Origin of the sequence: Yersinia massiliensis CCUG 53443, assembly GCF_000312485.1 — a bacterium.
Lineage (GTDB): Bacteria > Pseudomonadota > Gammaproteobacteria > Enterobacterales > Enterobacteriaceae > Yersinia > Yersinia massiliensis.
Genome location: NZ_HE997644.1, coordinates 632,706 through 649,603, shown reverse-complemented (window position 1 = coordinate 649,603; position 16,898 = coordinate 632,706). Strand labels below are relative to the sequence as shown.

The following is a 16,898-nucleotide window of genomic DNA, read 5'->3' as shown; positions in this document are numbered from 1 at the left end:
CCCTGCTTTATATAGTGCGTTAATAAGTACAGGTTGAGTCCAATTTTAAATTTCATGATAAGCAATTGTTTTGCAATGTATTTTGTTTCTATGCGCATTTGTTATACACGGACTCATCCTGTCCGCTCCTCTGTTGATAATCCATTCCTGCTTCAGCAACCCGGATGCCGGAATGGACCGACACGATAAACTTGAATACCGACTTGGACTGATACTGACACGCCTCAACAATGGTGAGTCACTTACCGTGAGAGGGCTTGCTGACGAATTTAACGTCTGCGAAAAAACAATACGGCGTGATCTGACTGAGCGCCTTGCTTATCTGAATCTGCATCGACAGGGAAAGCAGTACCGCCTGCCTAAAGGGATTCTGGGACAACGCAGCAACACGGATTTGTGCCGTTTTACCCGCATTCTCGGTATCGAAGGGCTGTTCCCACGCTGGGAAGATCGGCTACTGAACGTACTGCTGGGGGGTACAGAAAACAATCCCTTCCTGATCAAGCAACGCCCCTATGAGAATTGCGGTGCTTTCATGTCCACCCTGAATGCTATTTCCGGGGCGATTCAGGCATCCCAGAAGATTGCGTTTACCTATAACAGCGATGACTGAACGCCCCGCCGGAAGAGTCCCGTGCCTCAGTGTGTTATGTGCGTTGGGCAAAAAAGGCATCATTACTATGATTTGGCAATGACGGTTATTGATGGAGTGAATGTTAGCGCCAGAATTCTCCGGTCTGTCTCTGGTCTTCCCGCAACTTACCCGGTGGAATTTCTGAAAACGGGAGGTGAAAAAGCGTTGTGTCATAACGGCCTGGCAAAGTATTTCCCGTTTCCCCGTTATAATGCACTGGGGCGGGCACTGAATAAAATGCAATGGTGGACTGTTTACTATTGATTCTTCAGTGAAGAGGGTAAACTTATTAGATAATAAACAACCCATATGAATAATATATAAATGAATCTGTATGTGGTTTCATTTTGTCAATGGGCATTAATGTTTGAGCGATGCGAGTATGATTTAGTTATGAGCTGTGATTTTTTATGATCAATTAAATTTCTTTAAGATGATTTAATCAATGATGAATTTCCACATTTACCTGCTTCAATAATACTAATCACAGTTAATAAACTATCAAGTTTAGTCATGGTGCAATATGAAAAGGATGCTCTCTCAGTATAGTCTGTTATTAACAATTAGCTTATGGTGTTTATTTAGGACGGATTTACTTTCACTTTTTGAAAGCAACCAGATGATAGGGTAAAGATAAGTGCTGTGTTCGGCGGTAAATTCTCAGTACCACCCATTGAAAATCGAACGGGAAAACGGGGGAGGGGCAGTGAAAGTGTTGGTGCATAAGGAAAGCTAGGTGATTTTGGGCGGGTAAAAGACGGGGGGTATGCGGGGAGATGACGGGGTGAATATCTGTATTAGTATTGGGTAATTTACATCACTTTATTTTCTAAGAACATTACTCCAGTTTCATTATGGGAGTGAGAAACTGAGAGTGGCGACTATGAAAACCTCCCTGGTTTCTCGCGGAGTAATATGCTCTGGAATGTGCAATGCATGCTTCTGGTATGGGCTGACTGAAGGCCAGCTGGGCCAGCTAAGTGTGAACAGCTGGCGTCAATTTCTGTGGTGTTTGGTCAGATCCAAAATTGTGCTTATTGTCGCTGCAATGCGTCTATCACAGTTTCTGTCACTTCTCTGGATATTCGATACAATGATTCATCGGCTATGATGTTATCGCGTAGCTGTTTGTTTGGATGAACAAGGTTGCGAGTATCACGTAGTTCATGGATGTGCTTTTCTATGCTGGAAGGGATTAGCTTTAGCTCGATGGCAACTTTTATGTAGTCTTGTAGTGTCCATGTATCAATAGATTTAACATTACCACTATTTCTGTTTTTAGGGGCTGATGTTGCATTCAGAGCTTTCTTTCCGGAGGCTTCTAACACTGCGAGTAGCACACCTTCTAATAGACTGCCGAGCATTATCACACTTGCAAGCCAGGCCTCAGAAAGGGCGCATTTCTCTGTTTCTGACCATCGACTATTAAGGTTTTCTTTTATGTGGTCGTTTAAGTTAGGCAGATTCATGATCTTATCATTGGTATATTTTTCAGCTACAGGGGTGAGTATCCCTGTATTGGAATCTAAGCCTAATATTTGTCTTACAGTGGAAAGGTAATGTTGTAAACCTAACGCAGTAATTCTGAAACGGTCATTACGAAAAGGTGCTTCAGTTGCCATGAGGTTTTTACTTGACAATATGGTTATGGCGTCGTTAATGCTTTCGGTTGTATGCTGATGTAGGTAGATACCTATTCCTGTGGCAGTAAAGCTTGACTGGCTCCATTCATCAATTTTAATACTTGCGAGTAAAGCAAGGATTAGATCCTCTGGATTGTGGTTGTATTGTTCTTTAAGGGCTGGTTGAAGCTTTTTCTTTTCTGCCAGATGAATTATTCGAGCTATTTTCCCTTTTCTCGTAACGCTGTAGCTATTTCCATCTGCACTTTTTATGATAAATTCATTCATTATGAATTCTTTCAGGCAAGATGAAATATCTTCGAAAGGTAATTCCGCTAGCTCATTGTAGTTTAAAATAAGATATTCAATGCCAAAGCCACTTATCCCGCCACCTTCTGGTTCGAACGGCTCAGTTTCAAGTAATAGTGTATTGACGTTCTTAGTCATCTTACAACTCATTTCAATTTCACTGTTTTGATTGATAGAAACTCTTGTGGTGAAGTCACATAGAGCAAGAGGCCATACTTTACTGGAAAAATTAGTCAAGTGTGAAAAATAGCTATCGCTAATGTTTGCGAGAAATTTCCGATTTTGTGCAAAATGCCACCAGTGTCTTTGCATTTAGTGGCTGACAGAAAGAACATTTCAGGTTACTAATTATACTCAAGATTGAGCTGATGGAACCAGTCTCACTCTAGCCCGACGTTCTCCGGGCGTGATGGTGGATTCGTTGGGATTCCTTGATGGAACTAACTCAACTGAAGGTGTAAAAGGAGCTTGTTGGTATACTATTCTGGGCAATCCGTGGCTGGAAAAACTGGGCGGTGTTGAGAAAAAGGCTCATGGCCTGAAGACGACACCGGAAATCGAGCTATTGCCTCATAGCAGCGGTCTTATCTTCAGACTAAACAAGGGCAGGTGCTACTGGAAATCGAAGACAGACACGGCAAGAAATTCCGCACCTGTTGATCACTACTAGAGAGTGACGATAAGGGTAGTGTGTTCTTTATTCCCGATTAATTCGATGAGGACAGCTGCACATTGCTTGTCTGGGCCATGGTGCAATTTTCTTGAAAATTTAAAGGGTAGATAATGAGAGATTTTAATTCTGGCGACATAGTTGGTGATGTGAACATCATTGATAACTCAAATAATAATCAGTTCAAACTATTGATCCACTGTGATAATGAAGAATTGCTCCAAGAGGAAGTACATCGATGGAATCTGGTTAAAAAAGAAAGAAATCAACGATTTACTGGAGTTTTGTGGGTTTTTGCTTTTTGCGCTGTGCTGTTACTCATTGCTGCTGGTTGGTATTTCATCACGGGCAAAATGGAGTTAATAAACTCACTGATTGGTGGAGCAGGTGTTGTAGTTGGGCTGATGAATCTAGCAAATGCTGATAAACCTACTGAATTTGAAGTGAGGCAGTTGAATACACTGAAGGAAATAAATACGTTGCTCCGGGAGAGAGGGGTACGGTAATGATTCCAGATGAGGCTGTTTGCATATTAGAAGAGAAAATGATCCTTCTCTGGACCGGACAAAGACCGGATGTAGCCTTGCAGTAATGAACCCGTTAGCCAGGTACTGTGTGGAAATGGTGTCTATTGGGAATTTGAATTCTGACAGATAGGGCTACAGCGACCAGAGGGGTTGGTAGCTACTTAAGAGAAAAGTTCATGCTGGATCGCAGAAGCAGGGGGGTAACATCTGCGGCCAGTGCGACCAGAAATCTACCGGAACCCCAGAAAGCAAAAAACCAGCTATTAAGCTGGTTTCTTTAAAAGTGGTGCCCGGACTCGGAATCGAACCAAGGACACGGGGATTTTCAATCCCCTGCTCTACCGACTGAGCTATCCGGGCAACGGGGCGCATTAAACCGTATTGGCCGCTGATCGTCAACGAATTTATCGCCTAAAACCACTAAAACTGTGCTGATCGCTCTCTTTTCAGACAAGATAGGGCGCAATTTACCGACTTCACTCTCGAAATCAGCTTATCAGGACTAACTGAGTGCACCATTTTTCCGGCACTGCGCAACATCCAAAACATCTTCTGCTAGCCGTTTAGCCACTTCAACATCCTGCAATTGGCGCTTAACCAGCAGCTTACTCAAGCAACCTTCCAGAATCAGCTCCATCTGCTGTGCCACCATACTGGCATCATCAGCATCCATCTCACGCAACAGCGCTTGCGTATAGTGCAATGATGCTTGCTTTTGCTGTTCCGCTAATTGATGAATGGGGTGCTCATCATCAGGGTAAAAACTGCACGCGGCGATAAACAAACAACCGGGGAAACGCTGATTTTGAACTTGCTCACTGAGCGTTTGGTAACGAGCCAAAAGCTTTTGTTTGGGTGATAACGTCTCATCTAACTGCAATTGCCGCCGCCAAGTATCAATCTGCTGACCATGATAGCGCAGGCAGTCATACAATAAGGCCTCGCGATCTGGCCAAAAACGAGTCAAGTCACTGACGGTGACTGAAACCTCTTTTGCTAGCATCTCTAGCGTGGTATTTGCCAGCCCTTGTTGCTCTAACAGATTGAGCGCACTGCTTAATACTTGTTCACGTTGCACGTTGCTCTCCTCCAGCTTCATCTCTGGCAAGTGTGGTTGACCGCCACTGATAATACAAACCGCTCAACAAGGTAGAGCGTTCAACACAGATTAGCCTATCTATCAGGTGGCGTACTTCCCCAGTCGATGCTTTACCTTATCATTACTGTGGCGTGATTGGGCGAACTCTTTAGCTTGCTTATTGTGAGCCTCCGTATTTGCACCTTACCCTAGTCTGTGAAGCAGTACGCATTATATTGTGCATCTGCCTATAACCATTCGTTAATAAATCATTATTCCTGTTCTTTTGCCTGATGGCTTATTGGAACGCGGTTTCTATAATGGCTATCGTGAAGTCAAGCGATATCCAATCGTACAGAAACAGGCGCAAGATTAAGCGACAGAATGCTTGCCGTATGCGCTGGCAACCTGAATTGCATAACGTCCTGCATCGAGCCTTCGTTCAGACCGGGCGTTCTATCATAAGGATCGAAAATGAGTCTCCAAAATTATCCAAATCAGTTCCGCCGCAACCTACTGCAAGGGCAAACCCTGATCGGCTGCTGGAGCGCGTTGGCAAATCATATTTCAGCAGAAGTCTTGGGTCTGGCGGGTTTTGATTGGTTGGTATTGGACGGTGAACATGCCCCGAACGATGTCACAACATTCATTCCACAGTTAATGGCGCTGAAAGGCAGCAACAGCGCGCCAGTGGTGCGAGCGCCGTGTAATGAACCCATTATTATCAAACGTTTATTGGATATCGGCTTCTACAACTTCTTGATTCCTTTTGTAGAAAGCGAAGAAGAAGCGATCCGTGCCGTTGCCTCAACCCGCTATCCGCCAGCCGGTATACGCGGCGTCTCGGTCTCTCATCGTGGCAACAATTACGGCACCGTGCCGGATTACTTCGCCACCATTAACGACAACATTACCGTGTTAGTCCAAATCGAAAGCCAGCAAGGGGTCGATAACATTGATGCGATTGCTGCGGTGGATGGCGTGGATGGCATTTTTGTCGGGCCTGGAGATCTCTCGGCAGCGCTGGGTTATTTGGGGCAACCGAATCACCCAGAAGTACAAAAAGTCATTCGCCACATTTTTGAGCGTGCGAAAGCCCATGGTAAGCCAAGCGGCATTCTGGCACCGGTTGACGCTGATGCCCGCCGCTATCTGGAATGGGGAGCTACCTTCGTTGCCGTCGGCAGTGATTTGGGTGTGTTTCGCAGTGCAACGCAGGCGTTGTGCGACAAATTTAAGAAATAATCATCATTCAATTTCAAACATTTAGCGCTACCGTGTTGACGGTTGGGCGAGTTAATTGAGGAGTTACAAATGAAAATCGGCTTTATTGGTTTAGGGATAATGGGAAAGCCAATGAGTAAAAATCTGCTGAAAGCAGGCTACTCATTAATCGTCCTTGATCGGAACACGGCGGCACTGGATGAATTGCTCAGTGCCGGTGCCACCGCGGCGGCAACGCCAAAAGCGTTGGCAGCAGAATGCGATATTATTATCACCATGCTCCCGAACTCCCCTCACGTCAAAGAGGTGGTATTAGGTGAGAATGGCGTGATTGAAGGCGCTAAAGCGGGCACGGTCGTGATTGATATGAGTTCGATTGCACCGCTGGTCAGCCGTGAAATCAGCGAAGCGTTGGCATTAAAACAGGTCGACATGCTAGATGCACCCGTCAGTGGTGGCGAACCGAAAGCCATTGATGGCACGTTGTCAGTGATGGTAGGCGGGGATAAAGCCGTATTCGACAAGTGCTACGACATCATGAAAGCGATGGGCGGCTCGGTTGTCCACACGGGTGATATCGGTGCGGGTAATGTGACCAAACTGGCTAATCAGGTCGTTGTTGCGCTGAATATTGCCGCGATGTCTGAAGCGCTGGTGCTGGCGACCAAAGCGGGCGTGAACCCTGATTTAGTTTTCCAAGCCATTCGCGGCGGATTGGCGGGCAGTACTGTATTAGAAGCTAAAGCGCCGATGGTGATGGATCGCAACTTCAAACCGGGCTTCCGCATTGATTTACACATCAAAGACTTGGCTAACGCTTTGGACACCTCCCACGGTGTCGGCGCACAATTGCCATTGACGGCTGCCGTCATGGAAATGATGCAAGCATTGAAAGCCGATGGATTGGGGACTGCCGACCACAGCGCATTGGCCTGCTATTACGAGAAATTGGCCAAAGTTGAAGTGACACGTTAATCCGTGGTGCCGGCACTTGCGAGTGCCGGTCATTGGGTCGCATAGCGATACGGATAAGCATTCCGAGCGGCGGTGGATCAAGTCGGCGCTTGCGTGACGTCGGATAGCTCATGAGATTGAATCATTTATGAAAATTGTCATCGCCCCGGACTCTTATAAAGAAAGTTTATCCGCGCTAGACGTTGCGGTGCAGATTGAAGCGGGTTTTCGTACTCAGTTTCCTGATGCGCAATATATCAAGTTGCCCGTTGCTGATGGTGGCGAAGGCACGGTAGAAGCCATGGTTGCAGCGACTGCCGGTAAAATTATCAAGGTGGATGTGACCGGCCCGTTAGGTGATAACGTGGATGCCTTTTACGGGATATCCGGTGATGAGAAGTGCGCTTTTATTGAGATGGCCGCCGCCAGCGGGCTAGAACTGGTGCCATTGGCACAGCGCAACCCATTGAAAACCACCTCCTACGGCACCGGCGAACTGATTTTACATGCGCTGAATAAAGGCGTGAAACACATCATCATTGGGATCGGTGGCAGTGCCACCAATGATGGTGGGGCCGGTATGGTACAGGCGCTGGGGGTCAAACTGCTGGATAAGCAAGGCCAACAAATTGGGTTCGGTGGCGCTAAGCTGACTGAACTGGCGACCATTGATATCACCGCGCTCGACCCACGGATTGAGCAGTGCCAAATTGATGTGGCCTGTGACGTCACCAATCCGCTGACGGGCAGTGAAGGGGCTTCGGCTATTTTCGGCCCGCAAAAAGGCGCGACGCCTGACATGATCACACAACTGGATGAAGGGCTGTTGCACTACGCCAGTGTCATCAACCGTTATTTGGATATTGACGTTGATCAGGTCGAAGGAGCAGGGGCTGCTGGTGGATTGGGCGCGGCGCTACTGGCGTTCTGTGGGGCGACGTTGAGCCCTGGCATCGATATTGTGACGGATGCGCTCGGTCTAGACGCCTTGGTTCGTGATGCCACTTTTGTGATTACCGGCGAAGGGCGTATCGACAGCCAAACCATTCATGGCAAAGTGCCGATTGGCGTCGCGAGAGTCGCCAAACGTTATAACAAACCGGTGATTGGCATTGCGGGTAGCCTGACAGATGATGTCGATGTGGTTTATGAGCATGGTTTGGATGCCGTATTTAGCGTGATTTACACCATTTGCACCTTAGAGCAGGCCTTAGATAACGCTGCGGATAATGTGTTTAAAACAGCCCGTAACATCGCGGCCACGCTAGCGATTGGCATGGCGGCAGGCAAAGCATAACGATTCCTCAATCAGGGCTAACTCAGATTGGCCCTGACTGACGCCCAATATTTTCTCGCAACACGTCCTCGTATTCGTCATTTTTGTGACCCTCACCGCAACTCTCTCTTTTTGTGATGTAAGTTGGGCATCTGTCCAATGTAATCCCCTGTCTGACCACCTATGCTGGTGCATCAGCCCAGATTGAGGCCCATTCATGAGTGTATATAATCTTGACCCACGCTTAGCCCAAGATATCGTCACCCGAACCATGAAAATCATTGATACCAATATCAATGTGATGGATGGAAAAGGGCGGATTATTGGTAGTGGCGATGAAGAACGCCTCGGCGAATTGCATGAGGGGGCGCTATTGTCGCTCTCTCATGGCCGGATCGTTGATATAGACGAAGCTGTCGCTCGCCAACTACACGGTGTGCGGCCGGGGATCAACTTACCTTTGCGCCTTGAGGGGGAGATCGTCGGGGTGATTGGCTTAACCGGTAATCCGGGCCAATTGCGCCAATACGGCGAGCTGGTGTGCATGGCCGCTGAAATGATGATGGAGCAAGCGCGATTAGTGCATTTGCTGGCGCAAGATAGCCGCTTGCGTGAAGAGCTGGTGCTGAACTTAATTCGTACGGAAGAGATCTCTCCTGCGCTCATTGAATGGGCGCAACGCCTGGGGGTTGATATCAACGAGCCGCGTGTCGTCGCGGTAGTGGATGTCGACAGCGGTCAACTGAGTGTCGATAGCGCGATGTCTGAATTGCAGGAACTCCAAACCTTGCTGACGACACCGGAGCGCAACAACCTGATTGCGATTGTTTCTCTGACAGAAATGGTGGTGCTCAAACCGGCACTAAACAGCCATGGTCGTTGGGATGCTATCGACCATCGGCGGCGGATGGAGTCACTGCTTTCCCGTATGACCGAGCGGGGCCGCCTTCGGGTACGGCTTTCATTGGGGAATTTCTTCACCGGCCCTGGCAGCATTGCTCGTTCCTATCGTACTGCCCGCACCACGATGGCGGTGGGGAAGCAGCGGATGCCAGAGCAACGCAGCTACTATTATCAGGATTTGGTGCTGCCCGTGCTGCTGGACAGTTTGCGTGGCGGCTGGCAAGCCAATGAGTTAGCACTGCCATTAGCCAAGTTACGGGCGATGGACAGCAATGGCCTGCTACGCAGGACGCTGGCTTGTTGGTTCCGTAATAACGTGCAACCGACGGCCACTGCCAAAGCACTGTTTATTCACCGTAACACCTTGGAATATCGCCTAAATCGTATTTCCGAACTGACGGGGCTGGATTTGGCCAACTTTGACGACCGTCTCTTGCTGTATGTGGCCTTGCAATTGGGTGAGCAGGAATAATTCGTTAAGCGAGAAAGGTGGGCAGAAAAGGTGAACGAATAGGGGGGATAAAAAAATGGCCGGGTGAATGACCCGGCCTGAGCGCGATAGAGAAGGTCCTAGGTCACTGGCGCAGGGTTAAACACCGCCAAGGCGTTACGTAGCCCCCATTGATCTGACCAAGTGCGTTTACGGTCACTGGCAATATCTAGAATGAATTCAAATAATTGCTGGCCGACTTCTTCGATTGTCGCATCACCGGTAGCAATGGTGCCGGCATCAATATCCATCAAATCATGCCAACGGTTCGCCAAATCAGTGCGAGTGGCCATTTTGATCACTGGAACAGCGGCCAGCCCATAGGGAGTGCCACGGCCAGTGGTAAAGACCTGTACGGTAATACCTGAAGCCAGTTGTTGCGTGCCGCAGACGAAATCACTCGCAGGTGTGGCGGCAAAAATCAGGCCGCGTTTCGTCGGGCGCTGGCCGGGCGAGAGCACTTCAGAAATGGCGCTACGACCCGATTTCGCAATCGATCCCAGTGCTTTTTCAACCACGTTAGCCAGCCCACCTTTCTTGTTACCGGGGGAAGGGTTAGCGCTACGGTCAGTTTTGCCGGTTTCGAGGTAATCGTCGTACCATTTCATCTCTTCAAGCAATCTTCTGCCGACATCCTCGTTAATGGCCCGTGGCGTTAACAAATGGATGGCATCACGGACTTCGGTCACTTCGGAGAACATGACGGTTGCACCGCAACGTACCAGTAAGTCAGAGGCATAACCGACCGCAGGGTTCGCTGTCACACCTGAGAAGGCATCGCTGCCGCCACACTGCATACCCACTACTAACTCAGAGGCAGGGCAGGTTTCCCGTTGGCGCATATTCAGGCGTTGCAGGTGCTTTTCAGCCACTTGCAGAATATCTTCAACCATGGAACGAAAACCAACGTGTTTTTCATCCTGTAAACGCACGATGTTGCTTTCATCCAGTGAGATGACCTGCACATCAGGTGTCCCTTCCAGTAGGCGCTCGGGTTGCAGTTTTTCACATCCCAAACCGACCACCATGACTTCGCCACCAAAATTCGGATTCAGCGCTAGATTGTGAATGGTGCGGATGGGCACCACTGCTGCCGGCGCATTGATGGCGACACCACAACCGTAGAGGTGATTTAGCGCGACCACGCCATCAACATTGGGGTATTTCGGCAATAGTGTGCGTTCAATGATATTGACCACATAATCCACCACGCCCGCTACACAATGGACGCTGGTGGTGATGGCGAGCAGATTCTTGGTGCCGACACTGCCGTCTGCATTGCGATAGCCCTCAAAGGTGTAACCCTCCAGTGGCGGCAATGGCGCGGGTACGGCGGTTGCCAGAGGTAGGGTGTCCAGTGCAGGTGCAGCAGGTAACTCGACCAGTGATTCGTCTATCCAGCCGCCGCGAGCAATATCGCGCACCGCTAAACCGATGACTTCGGCATAGCGAATAATTTCTCCGCCTTTAGGGATATCCACCAAGGCGACTTTATGGCCCTGTGGGACATGCTCAATCAGTTCAAGACCACATTTAAACCGGGTGCCAGCACAAAGCCCATTGTTATTAACGACAATGGCAACATTATCCGCGTCCTGTACTTTAATATAAAGCGGGTTGCTTACAGGACTATTACAAATGCTCATAATATTATCCTTATAATATTTATATCGATAACATAACTGTTATTTTTTTAATTGCAGTCGTTATTTATCTAAAACATAACGGTCATCAACTTGTAAATCAGTATACGCCGGTATAAAGCCTAAGGCATTGTGCGGATGACCGAGATACTAACGGCTTTAGTCCCTATTTTTGTTCGCCAGCCCAAAAGTAGGTGAGCATTATCACGAAAAGAGTATTTATCCTTAAACGTGTTTAATCGCCATAAATCGTCATAAAAAAAGCCCTTCGACAAAGGGCTATGTTAAAAGTAAAACACTGCTTTTTTTATTATGTTGAGGCGTTAATCTCTAATGAATAAATGCCCATATTAATCACAGAAGCAATATTCCGAGAGGCAGACCTAATATTATCAGCGGCTTGTGTCAGCGCATCTTCAAGGGTACAAATGCGGTCAATAATACTGAAAATAGCATCAACACCGTGCTGATGAACAAGATTGGCATCGGGGGTCAGGCTGCCCGCAATACCGATCACCGGCTTATTATACTTTTTAGCCAGTCGCGCAACGCCCACCGGCACTTTGCCATGAATACTTTGGCTGTCTATTCGGCCCTCGCCCGTTAGGACGAAATGGCAGTCTTTGATATAGGTTTCAAGGCCGAGAGCCTCGGTGACAATTTCTATCCCTTTACCCAGTTCGGCCCCACAAAAGGCCAGTAATGCAGCCCCCATTCCCCCTGCGGCACCCGCACCGGGTATGTTATCGACCTCAATCCCCATCTGCTGCTTAATCACCTGCGCGTAATGGGCCAAGTTGTTATCCAAGGTGGTGACCATCGACGCCGTTGCCCCTTTTTGCGGTCCAAAAATGGCCGAAGCACCTTGTGGACCGGTTAAGGGATTGGTGACATCGCACGCCACTTCAATGCGGCATTCTTTCAGGCGTGGGTCCAGATGACGAATATCAATGGTGGCAATCTCATGTAAACAACCGCCGCCAAAACCAATTTCCTCGCCAGATGACTGACGTAATTTTGCCCCCAGCGCCTGCATCATGCCGGCACCGCCATCATTGGTGGCACTGCCACCGATGCCGATAATCATATGGCGTACGCCTTTTTCCAGCGCTGAGCGGATTAACTCGCCGGTGCCATAGGAGGTGGTTTTTAGTGGGTTGCGTTGCGCCAATGGCACCAGCTCTAATCCACTGGCGGCGGCCATTTCGATGAACGCAGATTTTCCATCGCCCGATAATCCCCAGAATGCCTGAACACTCTCTCCCAATGGGCCCGTGACTTCCGTTATGACTCTTTGGCCGCCTGTGGCACTGATCATCGCTTCCACAGTACCTTCACCGCCATCGGCGACAGGGATTTTGATATATTCAGCATAGGGGAAGACTTCGCGGAAACCCTGTTCAATTGCCTGGGCCACTTCTATCGCAGATAAACTTTCTTTATAGGAGTCCGGTGCGATGACTATTTTCATGAGATATCCTGTCGCTGAATGCTCAATAACAAGTGCCTCCGAAGAGGCACCTGATTTTTATTCCATTAAGATGTTTTCAATTCCAGTCGTTTGATATCACCGACAACAAATAAGTAGCAGAACATCGCCATAATGGCAGAGCAACCCACAAAGATTAATGCGGCATTAAAGGAATGTAATTCTTTCACCAAATAACCGATAACCAACGGGGTGACGATTGAAGCGACGTTACCAAATACGTTAAACAAGCCACCACACAGACCGACAATTTCTTTTGGTGCAGTATCGGCAATCACTGGCCAGCCCAGCGCACCGAAGCCTTTGCCGAAGAAGGCTAATGCCATCAATGCGACAACCACGAAATCACTATCAACGTAGTTACACATAATAATACTCGATGCCAATAACATCCCGACGACGATAGGGAGTTTACGGGCAAAGGTTAGCGAATGGCCGCGCTTAATTAATGAATCTGAGAATACGCCGCCTAATACCCCGCCAGCAAAACCACATAATGCTGGAATTGAGGCTACCATCCCGACTTTTAGAATTGACATCCCTTTATCTTGGACCAGATAAATAGGGAACCACGTTAAGAAGAACCAAGTGATGGTGTTAATAAAGTATTGGCCAAAAAATACGCCCAGCATCATGCGACTGGATAACAACTGCTTAATATAATGTAATTTAGGACCGCTTTTATGGCCGTCTGATTTCTTGTGATCCATATCAACAACCGCACCGCCTTGTTTTATGTACTCAAGCTCAGATGCAGACATACCAGGGTGATCTGTTGGGTTATGAATAAATTTAACCCAGACGATAGTTAATACAAATCCTAACCCGCCCATGACGGTAAATACGTGCTGCCAGCCCCAAGCAAAGGTTAAATAACCTAACAGTGGGGAGAAGATAGCCAGTGAGAAATATTGTGCCGAGTTAAAGATGGCTGAGGCGGTCCCTCTTTCTTTGGTGGGGAACCAAGCGGCGACAATTCTGGCGTTAGCAGGGAAGGACGGCGCTTCGGAGAAACCTAACATAAAGCGCATGATAAACATGGAGATAGCGGCATAGGCTATCGGGAACATGTCGACAAAACCTTGCGTAAAGGTAAAGAGCGACCAGAAGAACAAACTGTAGGTGTAGACACGTTTGGAGCCGTAGCGGTCAAGCAGCCAGCCGCCCGGTATTTGCATCAGCAGGTAAGCCCAGCCAAAAGCCGAGAAAATATACCCCATGGCAACCGCATCTAATTGCAGCTCTTTGGCAACTTCGGTACCGGCAATAGATAATGTGGCTCGGTCAGCATAGTTAATTGCCGTCACAATAAAGATAATGAATAATATTATATATCGGACGTGGGTCCGTTTTTCAGGTACAGCGGCTTCCAGACTCATTTTTATACCCTCTATCAATCATTTTTCAGGTTGCCGCATTTAAATTCACGATGAACAAGATGCAATAACCTATTTTTTATTTGGTGTTATATAAATACAAAGTTTAATTATCAAAGTGTCTTTGTTAGCGCTGTCAACATTATAAGGAGGCCGATATTAAATCGCATTGTGCATCGGCCCAAAGATATGTGGGTAAATGATTTAATTGTTGTGTGGCTGTACAGCTCAATGGGGCTAACATCACAATTCATCAGGGTTTCTATAGGCTGAGTTCACTATCTGGTATTAGAGTGATCTAGATCACTATTTCCCCGAATAAATATTGAGATTAATTAAGTCACCAATCTGTGCTTAACAAATGAATACGCTTAATAAAAATGATTATTCGACCTAATGCCCTATTTTGATGCTTGTTTACCCGACTTTAATACTTTTTTACTTTGTGCATCTGCCAATTTAATTCGTCAAAAATAGCGACAACAGCACGATTCTTTTGCATCAAAAATTAATTGTAATAATACCAAATCATAGCCACTATGTTTGTAAGGTTAATGAATTGATAGAGTTGTAACGAGTTGTTGAAAATAATAATTATTTATCCGGCAATGGCATGACTTCTGGGAAGAAATAAGATGAATCCATTTATTGTTGCTGACGCCGAAAGCTGTATTGGTTGTCGGAGCTGTGAAGTTGCTTGTGTCGTGGCACATCATGAGGGCAAATTCCCTGATAAGCCTGAATATTTCACGCCACGAGTCAAAGTCTTTAAAGGTTTCCAAGACGCAACTGATCGCCAAGGTGCGACGGCGGTTTTTTGCCATCATTGCGAAGATGCCCCTTGCGCCAGCACTTGCCCTAATGGGGCCATTGTTGAAATGAATAACAGTGTTCAGGTGATTCAGGAAAAATGCATCGGCTGTAAAACCTGCATGATTGCTTGCCCGTTCGGCATGATGACGGTGGTGACGGAGACGGTTCAACCTGCGAGTCATCGCCTTGCCGATGCTTATCAACGTACTGAAGCACAAAAATGCGACCTTTGTATCGACCAGCCCGATGGCCCTGCTTGCATCAAAACTTGCCCTACTCAGGCACTTACCTTAGTCGACCAACATTATTTGCTGAATCAACAACGGCTCAAACGCCAACGCACGGCACTGAATGAGCATAATGGCCGCCTATTTAGCAGTGCCACTTCTGCGGGTGCGACTCACTCTTTCAGCCCATTAAGCAAAAATATCCGTGATGCTGCGCCAGTCAATTTGTTGCAACGCCCACGAACACCACGCTTGGAGCCGAAAAAGATCCCGCTGGCTGAGCGTAAGAGTAGTTTTGCTGAAATCTATCTGCCGTTTACCGAGAGGCAGATTAATGAACAAGCTGAGCGTTGCCTCAATTGTGGCGATAAAACCATTTGCCAATGGACTTGCCCACTGCATAACGCTATCCCTAAATGGATTGCATTGGCTCATCAGGGCCGCATTCATGAAGCAGCCGAATTATCTCATCAAACCAGTAGCTTGCCGGAAATATGTGGGCGCGTATGTCCACAAGATCGCCTTTGCGAACAGGCTTGTACGCTAAACGATCATGACGGTGCGGTTACCATCGGTCAAATTGAGCGGCATATCACCGAAACCGCATTGGCAACCGGCTGGCGGCCGGATATGACGCAGGTTAAACCCACCGGCAAACGCGTCGCGATTATCGGCGCAGGGCCAGCGGGCTTAGGTTGCGCAGATATTTTAGTGCGCAATGGCATCACGCCAGTGGTGTTCGATCGCTACCCTGAAATCGGCGGCTTACTGACCTTTGGTATTCCCGCGTTCAAATTGGAAAAAGGGGTCATGACGCGCCGGCGCGAGATCTTTAGTGAGATGGGCGTCGAATTTTGCCTGAACACTGAAATTGGCCGCGATATCACCATGGAGAGTTTGCTCACTGATTTTGATGCGCTCTTCCTCGGGGTGGGAACCTACCGTTCCATGCGTTCAGGCTTGGAAAACGAAGATGCCTTAGGGGTTTACGATGCTTTGCCTTTCCTGATTGGTAACACTCAGCATTTGATGGGCTATACCGCCAGCAGTGCTCACCCTTATGTCAGCATGGAAAATCAACGAGTAGTGGTTCTCGGGGGTGGGGATACCGCGATGGATTGCGTGCGTACCTCATTGCGTCATGGTGCGGCTAACGTCATTTGTGCTTATCGTCGTGATGAAAAGAACATGCCTGGCTCCAAACGCGAGGTTAAAAATGCGCGCGAGGAAGGGGCTGAGTTTATGTTCAATCTCCAGCCGCAACGCATTGAAGTGGATGAGCAGGGACAGGTGACGGGCATCAAAATGGTACGAACCGAAATGGGCCAGGCGGATGCGAAAGGGCGGCGGCAAGCACGGCCTATCGCTGGCTCGGAACATATTATCCCTGCGGATGCGGTCATTATGGCCTTTGGTTTCAGCCCACACCGGATGTCTTGGTTGGCGGAGCACAATGTGGTGCTGGATAAACAAGGGCGCGTGGTTGCACCGACCATTTCGGGTTATCCGTATCAAACCAGTAATCCCAAAATATTTGCGGGTGGTGACATTGTGCGCGGCGCAGACCTGATTGTGACGGCCATTGCCGAAGGGCGCAAAGCCGCCGAAAGCATTTCTTACTATCTGAATGTGTTGTAGTAGGTAGCTGCGTTGTGGCGGGTAA

General features: G+C 48.0%; 12 protein-coding genes, 1 tRNA gene and 1 pseudogene. 8 read left to right on the top strand and 6 right to left on the bottom strand.

Going from position 1 to position 16,898, the window contains the following annotated elements:
- Positions 1–172: 172 nt before the first annotated feature.
- Positions 173–613, top strand: coding sequence for a DeoR family transcriptional regulator (locus tag BN68_RS11910; RefSeq protein WP_019211384.1), 441 nt, complete (start codon positions 173–175; stop codon positions 611–613).
- A gap of 1,055 nt (positions 614–1,668) precedes the next feature.
- Here the strand turns inward: BN68_RS11910 and BN68_RS22925 are convergent.
- On the bottom strand, positions 1,669–2,703 hold the full coding sequence (locus tag BN68_RS22925) for a hypothetical protein (protein WP_019211383.1): 1,035 nt from the start codon (positions 2,701–2,703) through the stop codon (positions 1,669–1,671).
- Positions 2,704–2,950: 247 nt separating this feature from the next.
- On the opposite strand from BN68_RS22925, the pseudogene BN68_RS11900 reads away from it, so the two are divergent.
- Together BN68_RS11900 and BN68_RS11895 are read left to right on the top strand one after the other, a co-directional pair.
- Positions 2,951–3,160 (top strand): annotated as a pseudogene (locus BN68_RS11900) (type VI immunity family protein); the annotation flags it as partial.
- 188 nt (positions 3,161–3,348) lie between these two features.
- Complete coding sequence (locus BN68_RS11895) at positions 3,349–3,741, top strand: hypothetical protein (RefSeq protein WP_019211382.1); 393 nt, start codon at positions 3,349–3,351, stop codon at positions 3,739–3,741.
- A gap of 305 nt (positions 3,742–4,046) precedes the next feature.
- On the opposite strand, the gene BN68_RS11890 is transcribed toward BN68_RS11895, so the two are convergent.
- Together BN68_RS11890 and BN68_RS11885 are read right to left on the bottom strand one after the other, a co-directional pair.
- A tRNA-Phe gene (locus tag BN68_RS11890) sits at positions 4,047–4,122 on the bottom strand.
- A 142-nt stretch (positions 4,123–4,264) separates the two neighbouring features.
- Entirely contained in the window at positions 4,265–4,840 is a 576-nt protein-coding gene (locus BN68_RS11885) for a transcriptional regulator (protein WP_042806655.1), read from the bottom strand.
- A 474-nt stretch (positions 4,841–5,314) separates the two neighbouring features.
- Between BN68_RS11885 and garL the strand changes: the two genes are divergently transcribed.
- The 4 genes from garL (at position 5,315) to BN68_RS11865 (ending at position 9,669) form a co-directional block, all read left to right on the top strand.
- The gene (gene garL, locus BN68_RS11880) at positions 5,315–6,085 is read left to right on the top strand and encodes a 2-dehydro-3-deoxyglucarate aldolase (protein WP_019211380.1); all 771 of its coding nucleotides are present in this window, start codon (positions 5,315–5,317) and stop codon (positions 6,083–6,085) included.
- 69 nt (positions 6,086–6,154) lie between these two features.
- Positions 6,155–7,039 carry a 2-hydroxy-3-oxopropionate reductase gene (gene garR, locus BN68_RS11875; RefSeq protein WP_019211379.1) on the top strand — a complete coding sequence of 295 codons (885 nt, stop codon included), beginning with the start codon at positions 6,155–6,157 and terminating at the stop codon, positions 7,037–7,039.
- Between the two features lie 127 nt (positions 7,040–7,166).
- Positions 7,167–8,315, top strand: coding sequence for a glycerate kinase (locus BN68_RS11870; RefSeq protein ID WP_019211378.1), 1,149 nt, complete (start codon positions 7,167–7,169; stop codon positions 8,313–8,315).
- Positions 8,316–8,511: 196 nt separating this feature from the next.
- A complete protein-coding gene (locus tag BN68_RS11865; RefSeq protein ID WP_019211377.1) occupies positions 8,512–9,669 on the top strand; it encodes a CdaR family transcriptional regulator in 1,158 nt (385 codons plus the stop codon).
- 98 nt (positions 9,670–9,767) lie between these two features.
- Here BN68_RS11865 and garD read toward each other — a convergent pair whose 3' ends face one another.
- The 3 genes from garD to BN68_RS11850 all read right to left on the bottom strand — a co-directional run bounded on the left by garD (position 9,768) and on the right by BN68_RS11850 (position 14,198).
- Entirely contained in the window at positions 9,768–11,333 is a 1,566-nt protein-coding gene (gene garD / locus BN68_RS11860) for a galactarate dehydratase (RefSeq protein WP_019211376.1), read from the bottom strand.
- A 307-nt stretch (positions 11,334–11,640) separates the two neighbouring features.
- The gene (locus BN68_RS11855; protein WP_019211375.1) at positions 11,641–12,801 is read right to left on the bottom strand and encodes a glycerate kinase; all 1,161 of its coding nucleotides are present in this window, start codon (positions 12,799–12,801) and stop codon (positions 11,641–11,643) included.
- Positions 12,802–12,866: 65 nt separating this feature from the next.
- Positions 12,867–14,198, bottom strand: a complete 1,332-nt coding sequence (locus BN68_RS11850; protein ID WP_019211374.1) for an MFS transporter — start codon at positions 14,196–14,198, stop codon at positions 12,867–12,869.
- 632 nt (positions 14,199–14,830) lie between these two features.
- Here BN68_RS11850 and aegA point away from each other — a divergent pair.
- Positions 14,831–16,873 carry a formate-dependent uric acid utilization protein AegA gene (gene aegA, locus BN68_RS11845; RefSeq protein WP_042806654.1) on the top strand — a complete coding sequence of 681 codons (2,043 nt, stop codon included), beginning with the start codon at positions 14,831–14,833 and terminating at the stop codon, positions 16,871–16,873.
- Positions 16,874–16,898: the final 25 nt, after the last annotated feature.